This window comes from Campylobacter sp. RM16189, assembly GCF_012978815.1.
In the GTDB taxonomy this organism is placed as follows: domain Bacteria; phylum Campylobacterota; class Campylobacteria; order Campylobacterales; family Campylobacteraceae; genus Campylobacter_A.
This window is the reverse complement of record NZ_LIWR01000005.1, coordinates 146,382-165,148: the sequence shown is the minus strand read 5'-3', so window position 1 is coordinate 165,148 and position 18,767 is coordinate 146,382. Positions and strand designations below refer to the sequence as shown.

At 34.6% G+C, this 18,767-nt stretch carries 17 protein-coding genes, 1 tRNA gene and 1 pseudogene; 10 read left to right on the top strand and 9 right to left on the bottom strand.

Annotated features, from left to right (window positions below):
- The first annotated feature begins 56 nt into the window (after positions 1-56).
- From CDOM16189_RS05155 to CDOM16189_RS05110, 9 genes are all read left to right on the top strand, one after another.
- Positions 57-133 (top strand) — tRNA-Arg (locus CDOM16189_RS05155).
- A gap of 102 nt (positions 134-235) precedes the next feature.
- On the top strand, positions 236-1,294 hold the full coding sequence (locus tag CDOM16189_RS05150) for a tetratricopeptide repeat protein (protein WP_169974563.1): 1,059 nt from the start codon (positions 236-238) through the stop codon (positions 1,292-1,294).
- 80 nt (positions 1,295-1,374) lie between these two features.
- A complete protein-coding gene (locus tag CDOM16189_RS05145) occupies positions 1,375-1,965 on the top strand; it encodes a LemA family protein (protein WP_169974565.1) in 591 nt (196 codons plus the stop codon).
- Positions 1,966-1,983: 18 nt separating this feature from the next.
- On the top strand, positions 1,984-2,865 hold the full coding sequence (locus CDOM16189_RS09780; protein WP_211436587.1) for a TPM domain-containing protein: 882 nt from the start codon (positions 1,984-1,986) through the stop codon (positions 2,863-2,865).
- Between the two features lie 73 nt (positions 2,866-2,938).
- Positions 2,939-3,829, top strand: coding sequence for a TPM domain-containing protein (locus tag CDOM16189_RS05130; RefSeq protein ID WP_169974566.1), 891 nt, complete (start codon positions 2,939-2,941; stop codon positions 3,827-3,829).
- Positions 3,747-4,640, top strand: a complete 894-nt coding sequence (locus tag CDOM16189_RS05125; RefSeq protein WP_169974567.1) for a TPM domain-containing protein — start codon at positions 3,747-3,749, stop codon at positions 4,638-4,640. Before CDOM16189_RS05130 ends, CDOM16189_RS05125 begins: the two co-directional genes overlap by 83 nt.
- Before the next feature lie 10 nt (positions 4,641-4,650).
- A complete protein-coding gene (locus CDOM16189_RS05120; RefSeq protein WP_170000792.1) occupies positions 4,651-5,541 on the top strand; it encodes a TPM domain-containing protein in 891 nt (296 codons plus the stop codon).
- Positions 5,542-5,655: 114 nt separating this feature from the next.
- Positions 5,656-6,156, top strand: coding sequence for a PAS domain-containing protein (locus tag CDOM16189_RS05115; RefSeq protein WP_169974568.1), 501 nt, complete (start codon positions 5,656-5,658; stop codon positions 6,154-6,156).
- Positions 6,157-6,903, top strand: a complete 747-nt coding sequence (locus CDOM16189_RS05110; RefSeq protein WP_169974569.1) for an imidazole glycerol phosphate synthase — start codon at positions 6,157-6,159, stop codon at positions 6,901-6,903.
- On the opposite strand, the gene murG is transcribed toward CDOM16189_RS05110, so the two are convergent.
- Positions 6,881-7,918, bottom strand: a complete 1,038-nt coding sequence (murG, locus tag CDOM16189_RS05105) for an undecaprenyldiphospho-muramoylpentapeptide beta-N-acetylglucosaminyltransferase (protein WP_169974570.1) — start codon at positions 7,916-7,918, stop codon at positions 6,881-6,883. The genes CDOM16189_RS05110 and murG overlap by 23 nt on opposite strands.
- Complete coding sequence (locus CDOM16189_RS05100; protein WP_170000791.1) at positions 7,919-9,079, bottom strand: peptidoglycan glycosyltransferase FtsW; 1,161 nt, start codon at positions 9,077-9,079, stop codon at positions 7,919-7,921.
- A gap of 143 nt (positions 9,080-9,222) precedes the next feature.
- Here CDOM16189_RS05100 and CDOM16189_RS05095 point away from each other — a divergent pair, with 143 nt between their 5' ends.
- Positions 9,223-11,256, top strand: coding sequence for an ATP-dependent helicase (locus CDOM16189_RS05095; protein WP_169974572.1), 2,034 nt, complete (start codon positions 9,223-9,225; stop codon positions 11,254-11,256).
- 33 nt (positions 11,257-11,289) lie between these two features.
- Here the strand turns inward: CDOM16189_RS05095 and CDOM16189_RS10060 are convergent.
- The 7 genes and pseudogenes from CDOM16189_RS10060 to purS form a co-directional block, all read right to left on the bottom strand.
- Positions 11,290-11,787 (bottom strand): annotated as a pseudogene (locus CDOM16189_RS10060) (methyl-accepting chemotaxis protein); the annotation flags it as partial.
- A 1,326-nt stretch (positions 11,788-13,113) separates the two neighbouring features.
- The gene (gene htpG / locus CDOM16189_RS05085) at positions 13,114-14,979 is read right to left on the bottom strand and encodes a molecular chaperone HtpG (RefSeq protein ID WP_169974574.1); all 1,866 of its coding nucleotides are present in this window, start codon (positions 14,977-14,979) and stop codon (positions 13,114-13,116) included.
- 124 nt (positions 14,980-15,103) lie between these two features.
- A complete protein-coding gene (locus CDOM16189_RS09770; protein ID WP_211436586.1) occupies positions 15,104-15,979 on the bottom strand; it encodes a hypothetical protein in 876 nt (291 codons plus the stop codon).
- 33 nt (positions 15,980-16,012) lie between these two features.
- Entirely contained in the window at positions 16,013-16,699 is a 687-nt protein-coding gene (locus CDOM16189_RS05075) for a lysophospholipid acyltransferase family protein (RefSeq protein ID WP_169974576.1), read from the bottom strand.
- Positions 16,680-17,873 carry an SH3 domain-containing protein gene (locus tag CDOM16189_RS05070; protein WP_169974578.1) on the bottom strand — a complete coding sequence of 398 codons (1,194 nt, stop codon included), beginning with the start codon at positions 17,871-17,873 and terminating at the stop codon, positions 16,680-16,682. The genes CDOM16189_RS05075 and CDOM16189_RS05070 overlap by 20 nt, the downstream gene beginning before the upstream one ends.
- A complete protein-coding gene (purQ, locus tag CDOM16189_RS05065) occupies positions 17,867-18,532 on the bottom strand; it encodes a phosphoribosylformylglycinamidine synthase I (RefSeq protein WP_169974580.1) in 666 nt (221 codons plus the stop codon). Before purQ ends, CDOM16189_RS05070 begins: the two co-directional genes overlap by 7 nt.
- Positions 18,529-18,765: a phosphoribosylformylglycinamidine synthase subunit PurS gene (gene purS, locus CDOM16189_RS05060; RefSeq protein ID WP_169974582.1), complete on the bottom strand. Its 237-nt coding sequence runs from the start codon at positions 18,763-18,765 to the stop codon at positions 18,529-18,531. The genes purQ and purS overlap by 4 nt, the downstream gene beginning before the upstream one ends.
- Positions 18,766-18,767 lie beyond the last annotated feature (2 nt).

Genomic DNA, 18,767 nt, shown 5'->3' with positions numbered 1-18,767 from the left:
TATGAAAGATTTAAGAAAGGTTTGGTTATACTTCGAGCCTTACTTAATTATATTGTGCGCTCGTAGCTCAGCTGGATAGAGCATTTGATTGCGGTTCAAAAGGTCAGGGATTCGAATTCCTTCGAGCGCACCATTTTCTTAAAAATTTTATACAATCATTAAATATTTTATAAACATAATAGTAACATTACGATATAATAGTCTTGTATTTTAAATTTATCTTAAAGGAGATTTTATGAAAAGGCTTATTTTTTCGGCTTTAGCGATATGCCTAGGTTTTTCTTTCGTGCAAGCGGGACAAGATTACGCCAATGGAGTTAATGCAAGAAATAAAGGCGATATGGTAAGTGCGATTCAGTTTTTTCACGCCAGTTGTTTTAATAAAAATAACGATTTGGCTTGCTACGAGGCGGGTAAAATTTATGAATTCGGCTTTGGTGGAAAAGTAAAAAAAGATCAGTCTTTAGCCCAACAAGCCTATCAAAAATGCTGCGATAAAACAGGCAGAAGCGATTGCTGCTCTAAAGTCGGAAAAGATAGTGGCGGAGGACAAGTTCAGGAGGGATCTGATTTTTCCAGATACGTAACCGCGTGTGAAGGCGGCGACTCCGTAGCATGCAATAAGGCTTACAAAATAAGCAAAGAGAAATTTTTTGCGCAAAAGTCTTGCGATCTTGGCGATCTTGACGGTTGCAATGATTTAGGTAATTTTTACTTCGGCGCTAATGATTACAAAAAAAGCTTTGAACTATGGGAGCAAGGTTGCAAGAAAAACCATGGGCTATCTTGCCGAAATTTAGCATATTCTTATAGAGAGGGCAAAGGCGTGAGCCAAAATGTGGAAAAAGCCATTAAAGTTTTAGAGCCTCTTTGCGAAGGCGAAAGACCTCAAGATTGCTTGGTTTTAGGGATTATATATAAAGACGATCAATACGGGAAAAAAGATATACTAAAAGCTTATAATTTTATTAGTAAGGCTTGCGCAAGCGGTAAATCCAAAGATGCTTGCAAGGTCATTAATAGTCCTGAATTTATGGCGGTGGCTTGCGATGGTGGAAGCGGCGAAGCATGCAGAAATTTAGGCTTTGCGTATGCAGCACAAAAGGATCCTAAGGCTGTTGAGTATTTTGTAAAGTCTTGCGAATATAAACTTGCCGCAGGCTGCACGGGACTAGGGTTTTTGTATTTAAAAGGTGGTTTGATCGAAAAAAATGAGGCTGAAGCTAAAAAATACTTTAAGTTAGGTTGCGATTTGGGAAATAAAACAGGCTGCGATGAGTTGGCGAATTTTTAAAATCATTGGTAGCTCGCATTTGTAGTGTTTGTACGTAAGTGAAGCAAAAGTAAAAATAAAATCACTAAGAAAGGTTTAAGATGAAAGGATTGGCAGGACTTTTAGTCGTAGTTGCGATTTTTGGAGGAATTTTCTTAAAATATTACAATCAAGTTCCGACACTTGATGAGAACACCAAAGAGAAGTGGTCACAGGTGCAAAACCAGTATAAAAGGCGTGCTGATCTGATACCAAATTTGGTTAGCACGGTGCAAGGATATGCGGCTCACGAAAAGGGTGTATTTGCTGAGGTTACAGAGGCTAGAAGTAAAGTTTCGCAGATGAAGATAGATGCTAGTACTATTGAGGATCCAAGAAAGCTTAAAGAATTTGAAGAGGCTCAAAAAACTCTCGGTGGAGCACTTGGAAGACTTATGGCTATTAGTGAAAACTATCCGCAGTTAAAAGCCGATCAAAATTTCTTAGCTCTTCAGTCTCAGCTTGAGGGCACTGAAAATCGCATCGCCGTAGCTAGAATGGACTATATTGCTGCAGTTAAGGAGTATAATTTAGTGCTAAGAACTTTTCCTGGTAAATTTGTAGCACAAATTTTTCATCCTGACGCTAAGATAAAAGAGACTTTTGAGGCTAGTGAAAGCGAGCAAAAGACACCGGAAGTTTCGTTTAAATAGCAACTCAAAGGAGCTATTATGAAAAAAATTTTAACCCTCTTATTTATATCCGTAGCTATTTTTGCTGCGGATATAAAATTCCCTGAGCTTACAGGCAGAGTAGTAGATGAAGCCGGAATTTTAAAACAAGAGACAAAAGATAAGCTCACAGAAATTCTTGCAAACCATGAAAACAACACTACAAATCAAGTTGTAGTAGTTACGGTAAACTCTTTACAGGGTCAAGATATAGAGTCTTACTCTTTAAAGCTTGGAAGACATTGGGGTATCGGTCAAAAAGATAAAAATAACGGTGTATTATTGGTCGTTGCTCCAAATGAAAGAGAGGTTCGTATAGAAGTAGGATATGGGCTTGAAGGCTCTTTAACGGATGCAACGGCTAGCAGTATAATACAAAGGATTATTGTTCCGAAATTTAAAAACTCGGACGTAGATCAAGGAGTATTGCAAGCAACTTATAAAATACTTGATTTTATAGATAATGATGCTAATAATAATTATGTGACAGATCCTATGGAAGATATGTTTTTTACTGTATTTGCTAGTATGGTAGGAGGCTCGCTTATCCTAGTTTTTATTAGCAAGTTGATTAAGTATAGGATTGTGAGCGACATTGCTACTTCTGTGTTAGTGTCTAGTTTGCTAGGATTTTTTATAGGAGTTCTTGTCAGTGCATTTACCGGTTCTGTTATGCTTTCTATAATAGTAGCTGCGGTTGTAACAGTGGCAATTTTTATATTTGTCTTTAACAGCATAAGAAAGATGCCAAGAGGACTTTTAAAGAGCGGCGGCTATGCGGGCGGCGGTAGCAGCGGCGGATTTAGCGGTGGAAGTAGAGGAGGCGGCTTTAGTGGCGGTGGCGGAAGCTTTGGCGGTGGCGGAGCCAGCGGTAGGTGGTAAATTTATAAAATTTATACAAAATACAGGTCAAATTTGCAATTAGCTACAAATTTGACCCAAAAACTAGTTTGTTATGAGAAAGATATTATTTGTTTTACTAGCTTTTATGTCACTCTTTTCGGCTGAAATTTCACTTCCTGAGTTTACGGGCAGGGTTGTGGATGAGGCAAATATACTAACCAAAGGCACAAAAGATAGCTTAACAGCGACACTTGAAGCCCACGAAAAAGCAACTACCAATCAAATCGTAGTCGTAACCCTAAAATCGCTTCACAACTACTCCATAGAAAGTTACTCTTTAGCGCTTGCAAGAAAATGGGAGATCGGGCAAAAGGATAAAGATAACGGAGTTTTGTTGGTAGTAGCTCCAAATGAAAAAGAAGTGCGCATAGAGGTTGGATACGGACTTGAGGGAGTTTTAACCGATGCCGCAAGCAAGAGTATAATAGAAAAGGTAATAATCCCGAATTTTAAAAGCGGTGATTTTGAAGAGGGAGTGTTAGAAGGCGTTGCCAGAATTTTAGACTTTACGGATGAAGATGCAAGCAACGATGTAGTAAAAGAGCAAGCATTTGTGGATAATGTTTTGCTGGCTATTGCCTTTTTGATAGCGTCTTGTTCTATTTTTATATTTATAGGTAGGCTAAGCGGACGCAGAGTTATAGGCGATGTGGGCTCTAGCATCGTTGGCTCGATTATGCTAGGAGGCTTTATCGGAGCTATTATCAGCGCACCGATAGATCCTATAATATATAAAACATTAGCCATTTTAGTAAGTATAGTAGCCGTTTTTCCTTATGTGCTAAAAGAGATTATGAATACACCTGATGAAAAATTAATATACGGCTGGAAAGAAGGAGTCGATAGCTATAAATACTTCGTTGAAAGCGAAGGCAGTAGCGGCAGTGGCGCTAGCGGTGGCGGCGGAAGCTTTGGTGGCGGCGGAGCCGGCGGTAAGTGGTAGAGTTAGTATAAAAGAGGTTGTTGTGAATAAAATTTTGATATCTTTAATGGTTGTTTTTAGCTTTGCCTTTACTCAAGCAAATTTCCCCGAGCTTTCAGGCGCTGTCATAGATAAATCAGGTCTGTTAAATGAAGTTGCTAGGAGCGATCTTAGCAGGAAGATAAGTGAGCATGAGTCTAAATACGGCAACAAACTCATAGTGGTTGCGGTAAAACTAAAAAAAGAAGAGTACATCACTTCTTACGCTCAAAATCTTGCAAAACACTGGAATATAGACGACAAGACAGCTATTTTAGTTGTATCTTACGACTCGCGAAACTATCTAAATTCAAGAGCGATTATAGTTACGAATGGCGACTGGCTTAAAGGCGATTCGATAACATCAGATATTATAGAGGCTAAACTGAGCGAAAGAAATATCGACGGCGCTTTCAAGCTAGGAGTTATCAAGACTTTAGAATTTATGGATGATGATAAGAGCAATGACTACACAACCCATCCTTATGAAGATGCCACTATAGCCATACTTGCGATATCGGTATTTGGAGGGCTTCTTTTGTGGATTGTGAGTCATAAGTTTAATCTGTTTTTTTTGATTCAAGTCGGTATGTCTTCTGTGCTCTCAGGCATGCTAACTGTGTTTTTAATGAAAGCCTTGCCTTATGGCATGCCTTCTTTTCTATTTTTTGGCATTGTCTTTGTATTTACACTTTTAACTATGCGTATAGATATGAGGGAGGATGGCAGCAGATACGTAAATTTGGGCTTTTTAAACTCTTTGTTTGGTATAAAGAAGGCAAAAGAGGCTTAAGAACTTAGAAATGAAGAAAATTTTACTTATTTTATTCACTTTTTTATCTTTGTTTGCAAGTGAAATTTCATTCCCTCACCTCACCGGCAGAGTAGTCGATGAAGCAAATATACTAAGCCAAACAGCAAGAGAAAACTTAACTAAAATTCTTGCAAACCATGAAACAAATACAACAAATCAAGTAGTAGTAGTTACTTTAAATTCACTTGAAGGACAAAGTATAGAAAGCTACTCCTTAGAACTTGCAAGAAAGTGGTCCATAGGACAAAAAGATAAAAACAATGGAGTATTGTTAGTAGTAGCTCCAAATGAAAAGGAAATTCGCATAGAAGTAGGATATGGTTTAGAAGGATCATTAGCAGATGCTACAAGCCATGAGATAATACAAAGAGTAATCATCCCTAAATTTAAAGATGGAAATTTAGAACAAGGCATCTTAGATGGAATAGATAAGATACTAAACTTCATAGATGAAGATAGCAGTAATGATTATGTGACTGATCCTAAGATGGATACGTTTTTTGGCTTTACTACTATTATGATAGTCGGCGGCTTTGCCTTGCTTTTTATAGGTGTAATTTTTAAATTTAAGTTCTTAAAAGACATTGGTTTAACATCTTTTATGTCGGCTTTTGCAGGAGTGTTTTCGTCTTCTTTTTTGGATATCTTTTTAAAGACCGATACGGCTTTAGTCTCTTTTGCTCTGCTTGGAGCGTTTTTTATACTGATTTATCCTATGGTTAAAAAGATGAATAACTCCAAAAAAAGCAGATCTAGAGGCGGTTTTTCTAGCTCAGGTTTTAGCAGTTCAAGTGGTGGCGGCTCAAGCGGTTCTTCCGGCGGAGGCTTTAGCGGCGGAGGCGGAGGCTTTGGTGGAGGCGGAGCTAGCGGAAGATGGTAAAAATAAGTAAATGCTGATTAGCTTTATTAAAAATTTATAAAATTTATATTTTATATTGGGTATAATTTTTCTTTATTATAAAGTTTTTCTTTTAATTAAGGGATTTTTTGTAAGATGCAAGAAGAGAAGCAGTATTTTGTCAAAGAGAATGATTTTATAGTTTCTAAAACGGATACAAAAGGAAAGATAACCTATTGTAATGAACCGTTTTTAGAAATAGTTGGAGCCAGAGCGAGTGATCTTTTAGGAAAGCCTCATAATATCATAAGGCATCCGGATATGCCTCGCATCGTTTTTAAGCTTTTATGGGATAGAATTAAGTCGAAAAGAGAGATTTTTGCATTTGTTAAGAATAAGAGTTTTAAAGGCGGATATTATTGGGTTTTTGCAAATGTAACTGCATCTGTGGATGAAAACGGTGAAATAGTGGGATATCACTCTGTGAGAAGAAGGCCCAATATGGATGGCGTAAAATTCATAGAAAGTATATATAAAAAGCTTTTAGAGGCTGAAAAAACAGGCGGAATGGAAGCTTCTGGTAAATTATTAGATAAAATTTTAAAAGAATCAAATGTAGAGTATGATGAATTAGTACATAAGCTCCAAAGAGGATAGGTGGACAAAATGGATTATCCTTCAATATTAAAAAACATCAATGATATAAAGTCTGAACTTGCATTACTCTTAAATATAGAGATTGCAAAAGAGGCTACTCAGATGAGTATTGCCGAATTTAGTACTTTGGTTGACTCCATTAAAGTGCATGATATTTTAGAGAGCAAAGATAGTATGTATTTTGCAAATGTATTCGATAATGAAGAATACTATTATAATATTAGCTTATATCTTGATCAAATCATTAGAAAAATTTCAATCAAAACCGAAAAAAAGGGAGTTAGTCTTGAGACTAGTAGTAAGCTTCAAGAAGCTTCTAAAAATATAAAAAAAATTATAGATCTTTTTGTTTTAGAATATGGAAATTTGCTTAAAGCCGACTCTAAAAGATGGATACAAAAAAATACCAAAGAGATGAAAACTATAAAAAATATACTTAAAGATCTAGTTGAATTCCAAAAAAAAATAGATGAAACTCTAAAAATAAGGGCTAATATCATATCAAATGTAATTTTGAGCGAATTTAAAGTTTTATATAAGTTTTTTCTCTATAGTATCAAGATAGCTAAAAAAAGACATGATCAACTCCTGCTAGTCGAGATCGCAGGAATGACAGACAGGATAATATCTATGATAAATCCTATATTTAGCGATAAAAGCCTAAAGACCGAGGAGCTTATATACCACTATTTAGCGTATGAACTAAAAGAGCTTAAGGTAAATTCTATCGGAGAGAAGTTATCTTAAACAAGATTTCATCTATGATTTTTTTTGCACTGTTTTTGTATATCTGATGTTTTAAGTTTAGTGAAATTTCTTTTAAATTTATAGACTCTATTAGCCTTAAAATCTCATTTTTATCTATTTGATTATCTTTTTGAAAGCAAAATGTAGCCAAATTTTGATCTACTAAAAATTTCGCATTATGCACTTGATGGTCGTTTGCTGCATAAGGGTAGGGTATAAATATGGTTGGTAAATTGTTGGCGCAAAGCTCCCAAAGTGTGCTAGCCCCAGCTCTACTTATGGCTAAATCAGCCTCTTTCATCTTTAGCTCTATCTCCTTGCTGAAGTCAAAAAGTTCTAAAGTTTTATCTGTAAATCCAAGCTTTTTATACTCTTCTCGTAAGTTATCAAGCGAATTTTTACCGCATTGATGAATTATTTTTATATTTTTTTCTTTTAATATCATAGCTAGATTTAAAGCAAGTGAATTTATAGCCGATGCGCCCTGAGAGCCTCCTAGAAATATTATAGTTCTTAGCTCTTTTCTCTCTCGCGAGGTGTCAAAAAATTTATCCGCTACAGGATAGTCAAATTTAGGCTCATCGTATGAGCTAAAAAACTCTTTTGCGAATGGTTTTAAAATTTTATTTAAATTTCCGACTATGGAGTTTTGTTCGTGTATAAAAAGCGGTATATTTGATATAATGGCTGCAAATGCCGCAGGCGCTGCACTGTAACCACCTACGCTTATTACGGCCTTTACTTTATTATCCTTAAAAATTTGCCTGCATTTAAAAGCTAGTTTTACGATATTAAAAAGTGAAATAAGCTTATTAAAGCCTTTTTTGTTAACTACTCCTTGGCTAGGCAGGAAAAATTTAGAGCTGAAATTTTGATCATTTTCAAACCATTGCCTATCTTGTCCGTTAGTTGAGCCTATGAAGATGGTTTTTATATCACGACTTGCAATCTCTTCATTGAGGGTTTTTGCGATAGCCAGATGTCCTCCGGTGCCACCACCGCATATTACTATCATTTAGTTTGATACCTTTTTGCTTATCATCAAAACCATCCCTATAGCCACGCAAAGTGCTAAAATAGAACTTCCTCCGTAGCTTAGAAATGGTACCGCTATACCTTTAATAGGGGTTATGGAAGTAATTCCGTAAGAGTTCATAAGAAAAGAAAATGATATCAAAAGCCCTATGCCTAGTGAAAATAGATGATAGACCTTATTTTCGCTTCTTGATGAAATTTTAAATATTCTATATAGTAAAAATACGATTATTGAAGTGATACCAAATATTCCTAATACACCAATCTCTTCAGCTATACCCGCTAATACGAAGTCGGTATGAACCTCGCTTAAAAAGCCTAGTTTAAATACTCCTGCGCCAAGCCCTTCTCCGAAAAATCCGCCGTGCTTTATCGCGTTTAGCGAGTGCGAAATTTGATATGGCTCAGGCACATCTGCTACTCTTAAGGCGTTTGCCATATTTTCAGGCAGTATTGAAAGCACTATATTTTGTATAGTTCCCCACCATGATTTAATACGTAAAATTCTATGCTCTGATGTTACTATTGCGATTGTGGCAAGCATGCCCGCTCCAAAAAGCCCTATCCCAAAAAGCCTAAGGCTAGTTCCTGCAAAAAGAGCCATCATTACAAGAGTAAGAGCCAAAACTATAACCTGACCAAGATCGTTTTGAAGGACTGCTATTAGATAAACAACTATCAAAAATAAAAATAAATACGGAAGTATTAGGTTAAATTCTTCCTTTAAGCTCTTTTTGCTATCATCAATCTTTCTTGCAAAGCTCCATGCAAGAAAATAGACAAAGCCTATTTTAAAAAACTCAACCGGAGCGAGTGAAAATCCAGGTAGCCTAATCCATCTTTTTGCGCCTCCCGCATCCGTAACCATAGAGCTTGGAAGTGCATGCATAACACCCATAGCAAGAGCGCATAGGATAAATAGTCCAAAGCCTATCCATACTAGTGACTTATCTGGATTTAACTGCGATAGAGCCCACATGACAAATATACCTAAAACTCCGACCGCCAGCTGTCTATAAAAGAAGTGATATGGTTCATAGTTAAAAAAAAGCACGGTAAAAACAGGCAAAGAGAGTGAAAAAATAATACCTATAGTTATTAGTGCGACGCAAGCGTAAAACACCCACTTATCTACTTGCAAAACTCTCTCCGTATTTTGGATTTTAGCCTCGATTTTACTTAAAATTTTCTTATAAATATGTTAAAAGTGTCAGTGTTATTTTAAATTTTATAAGCTTTAAATTTAAATTAGCGTATAATTAAATCTTTTTTAAGAGAGGATAAATGCCACTTTCAAGACTAAATTCGGATCAATACAGTGCTGCAACTGCGCCTTTTGGGCACAATCTTATCATAGCAAGCGCAGGCACAGGCAAGACTTCAACGATCGTTGCAAGGATAGCGCATCTATTAAATTTAGGAGTAAATCCTAGTAAAATTTTGCTTTTAACCTTTACAAACAAGGCCTCAAGTGAGATGATAGAGAGGCTAGAGCGTTATTTTGACAAAAAAATTACCTCTAAAATTACTGCTGGCACATTTCACTCTGTATCTTACTCTCTTTTAAAATCTCTTGAAAAAAATATAGTATTAAAACAGCCAAGCGAGCTAAAAACTCTTTTAAAAAGTCTTGTGGAAAGGCGCAGATTTCAACATTTGGGCGAAGCTAAGGCGTATGGTGGAGCTTATCTATACGATCTATATTCACTTTATCAAAATTCAAGCAATGAAGAGAGTTTTTATGAGTGGTTTAAGGCTAGAAATGAAGAGCAGTCTGTATATGCTGAAATTTATGAGGATATTTTAAGTGAGTTTGAACAAGAGAAGGCGAAATTTGGCTATGCGGACTTTAACGATCTGCTTATAAAAATGCGAAACGAACTAAAAAAAGGAGCGCCTTTAAAATATGATGAAATTTTAATAGACGAATATCAGGACACAAATACTCTGCAAGGCTCTTTAATAGATGCTTTTAATACTAAAAGTCTATTTTGCGTAGGCGACTTTGATCAAAGTATTTATGCCTTTAACGGTGCAAATATAGAGATAATTGGCTCTTTTAAAGATAGGTTTAAAGACGCTAGTGTCTATGCTTTAAATATCAATTACCGCAGTAGTTCAAGTATACTAGCCCTTGCAAATAAAGTTATCTCAAACAATCCTCGTTTGTATGATAAAAAACTGATTGTGAGTCGAGAGGGAAATTTGCCATCACCAAAGCTTCTTGTTTATGATGAGCTTTTTAACCAGTATTCAAATATTGCCGAGATAATATCAAATTCAAAATTTAGCAAAGAAAATATCGCGATAATCTTTCGTAATAACTCAAGTGCCGATGGGCTTGAGGTGGCTTTGAAAGAGCGAGGAGTAAGCTCTAAGCGAAAAGGCGGGATTAGCTTTTTTGAAAGTAGGGAGATAAAAGCTTTAATGGATATATACGCGATTTTAATAAACCCAAAAGATATTATGGCCTTTATTCATGTATGTGAATATGCTAAGGGCGTTGGAGCCGCTCTTAGTAAGGAGATGTTTGATCTGATTGTAAAAGTAGGGCATGGAAATTTGATAGATGGATTTTTAAATCCTGACGATAAAGTGAATGCTTTTGAGAAAAAGAAAAAAAATTATCAATTGGGACTTTTTGATGAATTTAGCGAGATAGGCGAGATGTCTAGGTTTTCTAAGCTTAAATTTAGTGATAAATTTTTCTCTCACCCGATACTTAAAATGCAGAAACTAAATGAAAATGCAGCTGTATTTTTGTATGAAATTTATAATTTTTTACTTCACGCAAGACGTCTTTCTAGACCAAATTCTTTAATCAACGAGATTAAAAATAGCAAAATTTACTCTCTTATCGCGGATTTTTTAGCGACTAAAAGAGCTACAATGAAAAACGGAAATATTGATGAGAGTTTAAAGGCGGAAGCTATAGAGAAAATTATGGCTAAAGTTGAAATATTAAGTGAGCTTAGTAAAAATTACAGTGATTTGGAAAAATTTTATAACTTCATAACTCTTGGCAGTAATGAGATGAGTGAAGGTGAGGGTGTAAATCTCTTAAGTGTGCATGCTAGCAAGGGGCTTGAATTTGATCAGGTTTTTATAGTCGATCTTGCGCAAAATCGCTTTCCGAATTTAAAGCTTATGGGTATGGGCGGAAGTTTGGAAGAGGAGAGAAGGCTGTTTTATGTTGCTGTTACTAGAGCAAGAGATGAGCTATATCTAAGCTATGCAAAATACGATAAGATAAAAAGAGTTACTTATCAACCAAGTAGATTTTTGATAGAAGCTGGAATGGCCAAGGAAAAAATATAAATTTTTATGGTCTCAGTAAGAGACCATAAAATATCAAGTTTTAAACTCAGAAAGTTTATTATTTAGTATCTCTGTCATTTTATTTAAGTGATCTGTCGCGTTTGCTATCTCTTCGACGCTCTTTGTATTTTCGGATGAGATGTTGTTGATATTTGACATTCCATAGATAATTTGCTTTATATTATCACCGGTTTTTATATAGTCTTCAACTCTGGCATCAGACATAATTATAGCTTTTTGCATACTATTGCTCATAAATACTATCTTGTCTCTAACCTCATCCGCCACTAAAGTAAGCTCTCCTATTTGTCTAGAATTTGAGTTCATCTTCTCGCTTGAGTCTGATATAGCTTGCACTATAATATTTATTGTAGCATTTATCTCCACTAGGCTTTTTTGAGTTCTTTCGGCCAGTTTTCTAACCTCATCGGCAACTACTGCAAACCCGCGCCCGTGCTCGCCAGCTCTTGCCGCTTCGATAGCTGCATTGAGTGCTAATAGGTTTGTTTGATCTGCTATATCGTTTATTACAGCTAACACACCTTTTACTTGCTCTGCGTCGCTACTAAGTTGAGAAATTCTACTTGCAAGATCAAGCTCAACTTCGACACTGGATTGAATTTTGTTGCTTAGATGCTCTATGGCGTTATTTGCTTCTATGATACCGCTACTCGCAGCCTCCATATCAGCCTTGCTCTTTTTAGCTTCTTCTATGGAATTTTCAATTTGCTCTTTTATAGTTGTAGCTTTATTTGTAGTTTCCTGAATTATATTTGATGAGTTTTCAACGTTTTTTCCAGTTTGAATAGCTGCTGCAGATAGCTCGTATGAGACTGATGAGTTTTCTGCAGAGAGATGTTTAACTTCGCTTATTAGAGCTTTTAAGTTATCAACAGCTGTTTTTAAAAGCCCAATTGCACTGTTTGGATTGTCTGTTTTTATAGCTACTGCTAAATTTCCTTTTGAAACCTCTTTGACAACTTCTTCTATCTTTGATGCTTTTGCTCCAAGAAGCCCTTCTGGAACCTTTTCGCTAACATATGCAAGCAGAGCTACAAGTATGATCGTTACTATCAATAAAGTCAAGAATATAATTTGAAGGTTTGCCAGGTTATCTTTAAAAAACTCAAAGCTTTGTGTTGTTCTTTGCTCAACTAAAGCGAAAAATTCATCTATAGGTTTAGAAATTTCAGCTTTGTAGTCATTGTAGGTTTTACCAAATACAAGCTCCATAGCTTCATCTTTAGAACCGTATTTTTTAATAATATCTATAGCTTTTATTTCAAGCTTGGCAAGATCTGTAGATTTTCCTTCAGCAGATTCCAACTTCTTAAATTCATCCTGTGTAAATCCCTCTTTTTGCATAAGATCTTTTAGAGAAATTTGCTCTTTCGTATCAGGTCTAGGAATTTTTCCATTTCTTATATCCAATACTTGATTGTATTGTTTTTCATAAATCGGATTTCCATTAGTAGCCACAAAAGTTCTAACAAGACTAGTCAAGTCATCAGAGCTTTGCCTAAGTTCGTCAGCCAATTTATATGATGTAAGCTGTTTTTGTGCAGCACCTACTAAGTCTTCTGACACGCTTCGCATTTGTAGGAAGATATATCCTAAAACAAGTATCGAAGCTATACTTAAAATCATCAAAAGACGCTGAAAGCCTTTTGATTGAAATAGCGACATTGGCACTCCTTTGATTATTTTCAAAAATAAATATTTTCATTAAATTAATCTATCTTTATTATATTACCAGAAGTATTATCTTTTGCTTAAATAAATAGAAATTTATAACTAAATTTTTGGTTATCTTAAAAACTCAAAATTTAAGATAACCAAAATTAAAAATAGTAGTTTTTATAGTGCTTTTAGCATTACTCTAGTTAAGGTTTTGCTAAATTCTAAAGGATTTTCTATATTCATTCCCTCATTGATCTTTGCCATATCAAGAAGTAGAGTAGATATATCATAGATCATAGCCTCGTTTTTGTTCAATTTTTCAAAAATTTCATGATTTGGATTTATCTCTAAAATCGGTTTAACTTTTGGCAAATTTGTCTGACCCATCTGCTTTAATATAGTTTGCATAGAAAAGTCAGGATCGTTTTTATCATATATCAAAACAGCAGCCGAGTCGCTAAGTCTGGAGCTAAGCTTGACGTCTTTTACATCATCTTTTAAAATTTCACGCATTTTTACTAAAATTTCAGTGTGCTTGCTCTCATCAACCTTATCTTCTTTTGTTTTTATTTCGCTATCGATATCGGAGTGATTTACAGGCTTGATAGGAGTTTTGTCAAATTCATATACCATAGGCATTACTATAGTATCAATTTCCTCATCCATTATCAAGACCTCAATATCATTTTTCTTAAAGCTTTCCAGAAGAGGTGAATTTCTTAGCATAGACTCGTTGTTTCCACTTATATAATATATGCTTTTTTGATCCTCTTTCATCTGTTCTTTGTATTCTTTTAGACTAACCAGACCATCTCTCTTGCTAGATTTAAATAGTGCAAGATCTAAAATTTGCTCTTTATCGTTATTGAATCCATAAAGTCCCTCTTTAAGGACTTTTCCAAATAGTTTGTAAAATTTTATGTATTTTTCTCTATCTTTGTCTTTGATTTTATTAAGCTCAGTTAATATTTTTTTGATGCTTTGATCTTTTATATTTGCCATTATCTTATTTTCTTGTAAAATTTCACGGCTTACGTTAAGCGGCAAGTCCTCAACATCTATTATTCCTCTTACAAATCTTAAAAATGGCGGCAAAAGCTCTTTTGCGTCATCGCTTATAAATACGCTTTTTACATATAGCTTGACGCCACTTTGATAATCCACTCTAAATAGATCAAACGGCTCTGTGGCCGGGATAAAAAATAGGGTGGTGTATTCTATCTTTCCTTCGGCTTTAGTATGAAAATATGCCAAAGGATCCGCGCTGTCATGGCTGATTTGTTTGTAAAAATCATTATATTCATTAGCCTTGATATTTGATTTATTTAGCTTCCATAGAGCAGAGGCTTTATTTATCTGGATATTTTTTGTCTCGTAGCTTCCCTCTTTTTCTCCGTCTTTTGGCGGGATATAATCTTCTTTATCAGCAAAGATAGGATACGGAATATGGTTAGAATATTTTTTTATAATGCCTTCTATGCGGTAAAATTCGCTAAATTCACTATCTTTTAAAAATAAAGTTATGATTGTTCCGTGAGTGTCTTTTTGACTCTCTTTAATCTCATAGCTTGTTGCGTCGGAGCTCCATAAGAAGGCTTTACTTTCAAGGGCTTTTTTGCTTAAAACTTCTATTTTATTGGCAACCATAAATGCTGAGTAAAATCCAACTCCAAACTGTCCGATAAGCGCGCTATCTTTTTTAGCTTCACCGCTAAGCTCTTTTACAAAGTTCTTCGTTCCACTTCTTGCGATAGTGCCTAGATTGTTTATCAAATCATCTTTGTTCATGCCTATGCCGTTATCGCTGATTGTGAGTGTTTTTTTATCTTTGTCTAGGATGATATCGATTCTAGGTAAGTAATTTAAAGTCTTATAATCATCGTTGGTTAAACAAAGATAGTTTAATTTATCAAGAGCGTCTGATGCGTTTGATATTAGCTCTCTTAGAAAAATCTCTTTATTTGAATATAGCGAGTGAATCATGAGATTCAAAAGCTCGTTCACTTCAGTTTGAAATTCAAATTTATCTGCTTTTTTTGCCATATTTTTCCTTTTTTATTTAATTTTTTTGGCAGATTATACTATAAATTGCTAATTTTTTCAATAAATCATAATATAAATTCAATAAACTTGATATGAATAATATCAATGTTAAAGTTGTTTTATATTATTTTAGTAGCTTTAATATTTTTTTGCTATTATAATGCCTTGCGGTCTCTTTTAAAAAATCACAAATATTTGCAAGCTTACAAAGCTCATTGTCAAGTAGAATTTGAATAGCCTTGTCATTGTCCAAAATAGAATTTACTATTATAAAAATCTCAATATCTTTTAGATCAAATTCGTTTAATTTTACAAATTTAAGAGCTTCTTTTAGAAACCTTATCTTGCTTTCATAAAAATTTTTAAATTTATCTGTTGTTATAAACTCTCTTTCTTTGCTATTTTCAAGCTTATTTTTATTTATGGAAAGTCCGTTATTTCCCATAAATATTCCCATGTCGGCGGCTATAGAAAACATAATTTTGGTAGCATCTTTTGTGCCGCTATCAAGAAAGTATTTAAAAATTTTAAATCGATTAATATTATAAGCTGTGACTAAAAGTTCCTTAGCCTTTACATCGGCTCCGTTTTTGACTAAAATTTTAATGAGGTTTAAAATTTCATATTCGCTTATTCTGTTTTTTGTCTCATTGTTAAAACCTAAAGCCATAGCCATATGAAGCGGAGAAGTGTTTTTTATTTGATACATATCGTAATTTAAATCAGGCCTAAATTTAAGAACTTTTTCTATACGTTCAAAGTCAAATTTGCCAGTATTTGCTACTTTGGTGTTTATTATAAAAAATGAAAAAATTCGTTCATTATCTTTAAATTCTTTATTTATTAATTTCGGATTTTTATCTAAGGCAAGAAGTAGCTTATCTAGCTCCTTATCAACCTCTTCATTTGTGGTGTTGTGTTCATAGAAAATATCAAAATTTATTTCATTTGCAGTCAAGGCTTTAAATGATAAAAATAAAATAATAAAAAATCTTATCATGATGTAAGCGGTTTAAATAAGATATAATGTATATTAGTTTTTACTAGTATTTCGCTCTTTATCAAGGACTTTTTGCATTTTTTCGCGTGTGATCTCTAGCCAATTTTTATCGCTAGTATCAACGACGTCAAGACAGATTATTTTAATCTCGCCGTTTTTGAAGCTGAAATTTTTAACATCCATTATATCGCTTCCGACTATAACTATAGGCTGTACCTTTAAATTTAGCCTATCTACTATTATTTTTGCTCCACCTTTAAAGGGCAAAAGCGTATCTGTCTGAGATCTAGTTCCTTCAGGAAAAATAGCTAAAACGCGCCCGTTATTTATCCGATCTTGCGCCTCTTTTACCAATTTTACCAAAGAGTGTCTACTCTCTCTATCTACGGCGATCATTTTTGGCAAGCTTAAAATTTTGCCTATTACAGGTATCTCTCCTATCTCTTTTTTGGCTATCCAACAAAGATTTTTAGGATGCACTTCTTCTAGAACCACTATATCTAGCATGCTTTGATGATTCATAATAATCATATTGGCGTCTTGGCTAAATTCTCCTTCGATTTTTATAGAGTAAAATCCAAAAAACCTCTGTGTTCTTGCCCAAATACGCCTTATAGTGCGAATGTTATTTTTAAAAAGCCACATAAAAAACACAACTAAAAAAATACTGATTGTAAATTCAACCGCGAAATAGGCGGCTTTAATTCTTGATAATATCATCTTTTAACACCCAGCCAACCTTGCCATCATTTAGCAAGACTTTTTTAAATTCTTTTCTTTCTCCTAAAATTTCTACTTTTTCTTCATTTTCAGTCGTAAAGAATATGCTTGAATTTTGAGTAGGGAGAATTTTTATACTTACATTTTTTTTAAGCACCGCATTCCCCAAAGGGTTATAGCTATATATTCCATAAGCTCCAAAAATCAGTGTCAATACTAAAAATATACTATTTCTTTTGATTAAAAACAAAATAAAGGAAGTTGCCAGTAGAATATATCCGGCTGTATCTTTGTAAATTTCAAATTTGCTTTGTTTTGGATTTAGTCCGATTTGAGTGCTTATTTCGTCATCTTCGACTATGACAGGAAGAAAAAAGCTTTCTAGCTTTTTGTTTTTTAGATTGAAATAGCTAAAATCCAGAGAAGTTTTTTCGGGAGTAAAAATCGCAAAATAAAAACCGCTATGCGAATTGAAATTCCCGCTTACTGAGTCAACTCCCTGTTTAAATATAGCAGGATCATTTAGCCAAAAATCGGTTATGTTTGTATTTTTGCCGACTAGCTCAACTATCATAATTAAATTTTTGTCATCAAATTTGTTTGTTTTATGTTTTTTAATTTCTAGAGAGTTTGCTACTACATGGCTAAAATTTTGATCGCTTTTTATCTGTTTTAAGCTTGGTAGATTGATAGTTGTATTTGCAGTTTGGAAAAATTCACCATTTCTTTTTAAATTTATGGTTATATTTGTATTCTTTGGCTCTGTTGAGTTAGCCTCTAAAAATATCTCACTTTTGTAAATTCCGTTGCCGATATTTTCCCATTGCAAATTTTTATTCAACCATTTTAGATTTTCATTTTCTAGTACCGTTGTTTGGATATCTACGACTATATTTGATTGAATATTTGCAGTAATTCCGAATTTAAAAATCTCGCCCGCATAGACCTCTTTTGGCATATGCGAGGTTGTGATTATAAGCTGGCTTGGCTCTACCGTCTGATAAATTTGAGTTTCAGATATATTGATTTCAGGCTCGTTTGTAGGCGCTATGGTTTGTAGCGGAGTCTTTTTGATAACCTTTTCGCTTCTTTCGCCTCCCATCATATCAAAGATACTAGGCTCTTGAGCGATAGCAAAAACGGCTATCAAAAATATGGCAATACGTTTTAGCAAACTAGCCCTTTAAGCATCCTAAGTCCATCATCTCCACTTAATATCTTCTCGCATGCTCGTTCAGGATGTGGCATGAGTCCGAAAATCTTTTTATTTTTATCGCAAATTCCAGCGATACTATCTATTGAACCGTTCGGATTTAGCCCATTACCGTCTTTATCGCAATACTTTAAGATAACCTGCTCATTATCATAAAGACTCTTAAGTGTTTTTTCGTCAGTATAGAAATTTCCCTCACCGTGAGCTATTGGCATAGTAACTACTTCACCCTCTTGCAGATTTGAGAGGAATAAATTTTTGTTTGAAACTACTTTAAGGTGATGATATTTTGATATGAAACTCAAATTTTCATTTCTTCTCATAGCCCCATCAAGCAATTTTAGCTCTGTTAGCATTTGAAAACCATTGCAGATTCCTAGGATATATCCACCTTTTTTAGCGTGCTCTACGACAGCTTTCATGGCTGGAGAAAATTTAGCAATTGCAGCTGTTCTTAGATAATCTCCATAGCTAAATCCGCCAGGAAGAACTATCAAGTCAGCATTTATGCTATCTTGCTTATGCCATATGATCTCTGTTTGGCACCCTAAAAGCTCAAATGCGTACTTTGTATCCGTTTCACAGTTTGTTCCGGGAAATAAGACTATGGCGACTTTCATACTATGATCTCGTAATCTTCTATAACTGTGTTTGCCAAAAGCTCTTCACACATATTTGTAAGAGCTTTTTTGGCCTCATCTTTATCTTTGGCGTTTATATCAAGGACGATTTGTTTTCCAACTCTTACGTTTGATATGCCGTTAAATCCGAGCGAGCCAAGTGCGTGCTCTACAGCCTTTCCTTGAGGATCTAAAACTCCGTTTTTAAGTGATACGTTTACTATAGCTTTCATCT

Bases quoted from the DNA above. Each gene is read 5' to 3' on its own strand.
- CDOM16189_RS05150 (WP_169974563.1), top strand. From the start codon at position 236: ATGAAAAGGCTTATTTTTTCGGCTTTAGCGATATGCCTAGGTTTTTCT.
- CDOM16189_RS05145 (WP_169974565.1), top strand. From the start codon at position 1,375: ATGAAAGGATTGGCAGGACTTTTAGTCGTAGTTGCGATTTTTGGAGGA.
- CDOM16189_RS09780 (WP_211436587.1), top strand. From the start codon at position 1,984: ATGAAAAAAATTTTAACCCTCTTATTTATATCCGTAGCTATTTTTGCT.
- CDOM16189_RS05130 (WP_169974566.1), top strand. From the start codon at position 2,939: ATGAGAAAGATATTATTTGTTTTACTAGCTTTTATGTCACTCTTTTCG.
- CDOM16189_RS05120 (WP_170000792.1), top strand. From the start codon at position 4,651: ATGAAGAAAATTTTACTTATTTTATTCACTTTTTTATCTTTGTTTGCA.
- CDOM16189_RS05115 (WP_169974568.1), top strand. From the start codon at position 5,656: ATGCAAGAAGAGAAGCAGTATTTTGTCAAAGAGAATGATTTTATAGTT.
- murG (WP_169974570.1), bottom strand. From the start codon at position 7,918: ATGATAGTAATATGCGGTGGTGGCACCGGAGGACATCTGGCTATCGCA.
- CDOM16189_RS05095 (WP_169974572.1), top strand. From the start codon at position 9,223: ATGCCACTTTCAAGACTAAATTCGGATCAATACAGTGCTGCAACTGCG.
- htpG (WP_169974574.1), bottom strand. From the start codon at position 14,979: ATGGCAAAAAAAGCAGATAAATTTGAATTTCAAACTGAAGTGAACGAG.
- CDOM16189_RS09770 (WP_211436586.1), bottom strand. From the start codon at position 15,979: ATGATAAGATTTTTTATTATTTTATTTTTATCATTTAAAGCCTTGACT.
- CDOM16189_RS05075 (WP_169974576.1), bottom strand. From the start codon at position 16,699: ATGATATTATCAAGAATTAAAGCCGCCTATTTCGCGGTTGAATTTACA.
- purQ (WP_169974580.1), bottom strand. From the start codon at position 18,532: ATGAAAGTCGCCATAGTCTTATTTCCCGGAACAAACTGTGAAACGGAT.
- purS (WP_169974582.1), bottom strand. From the start codon at position 18,765: ATGAAAGCTATAGTAAACGTATCACTTAAAAACGGAGTTTTAGATCCT.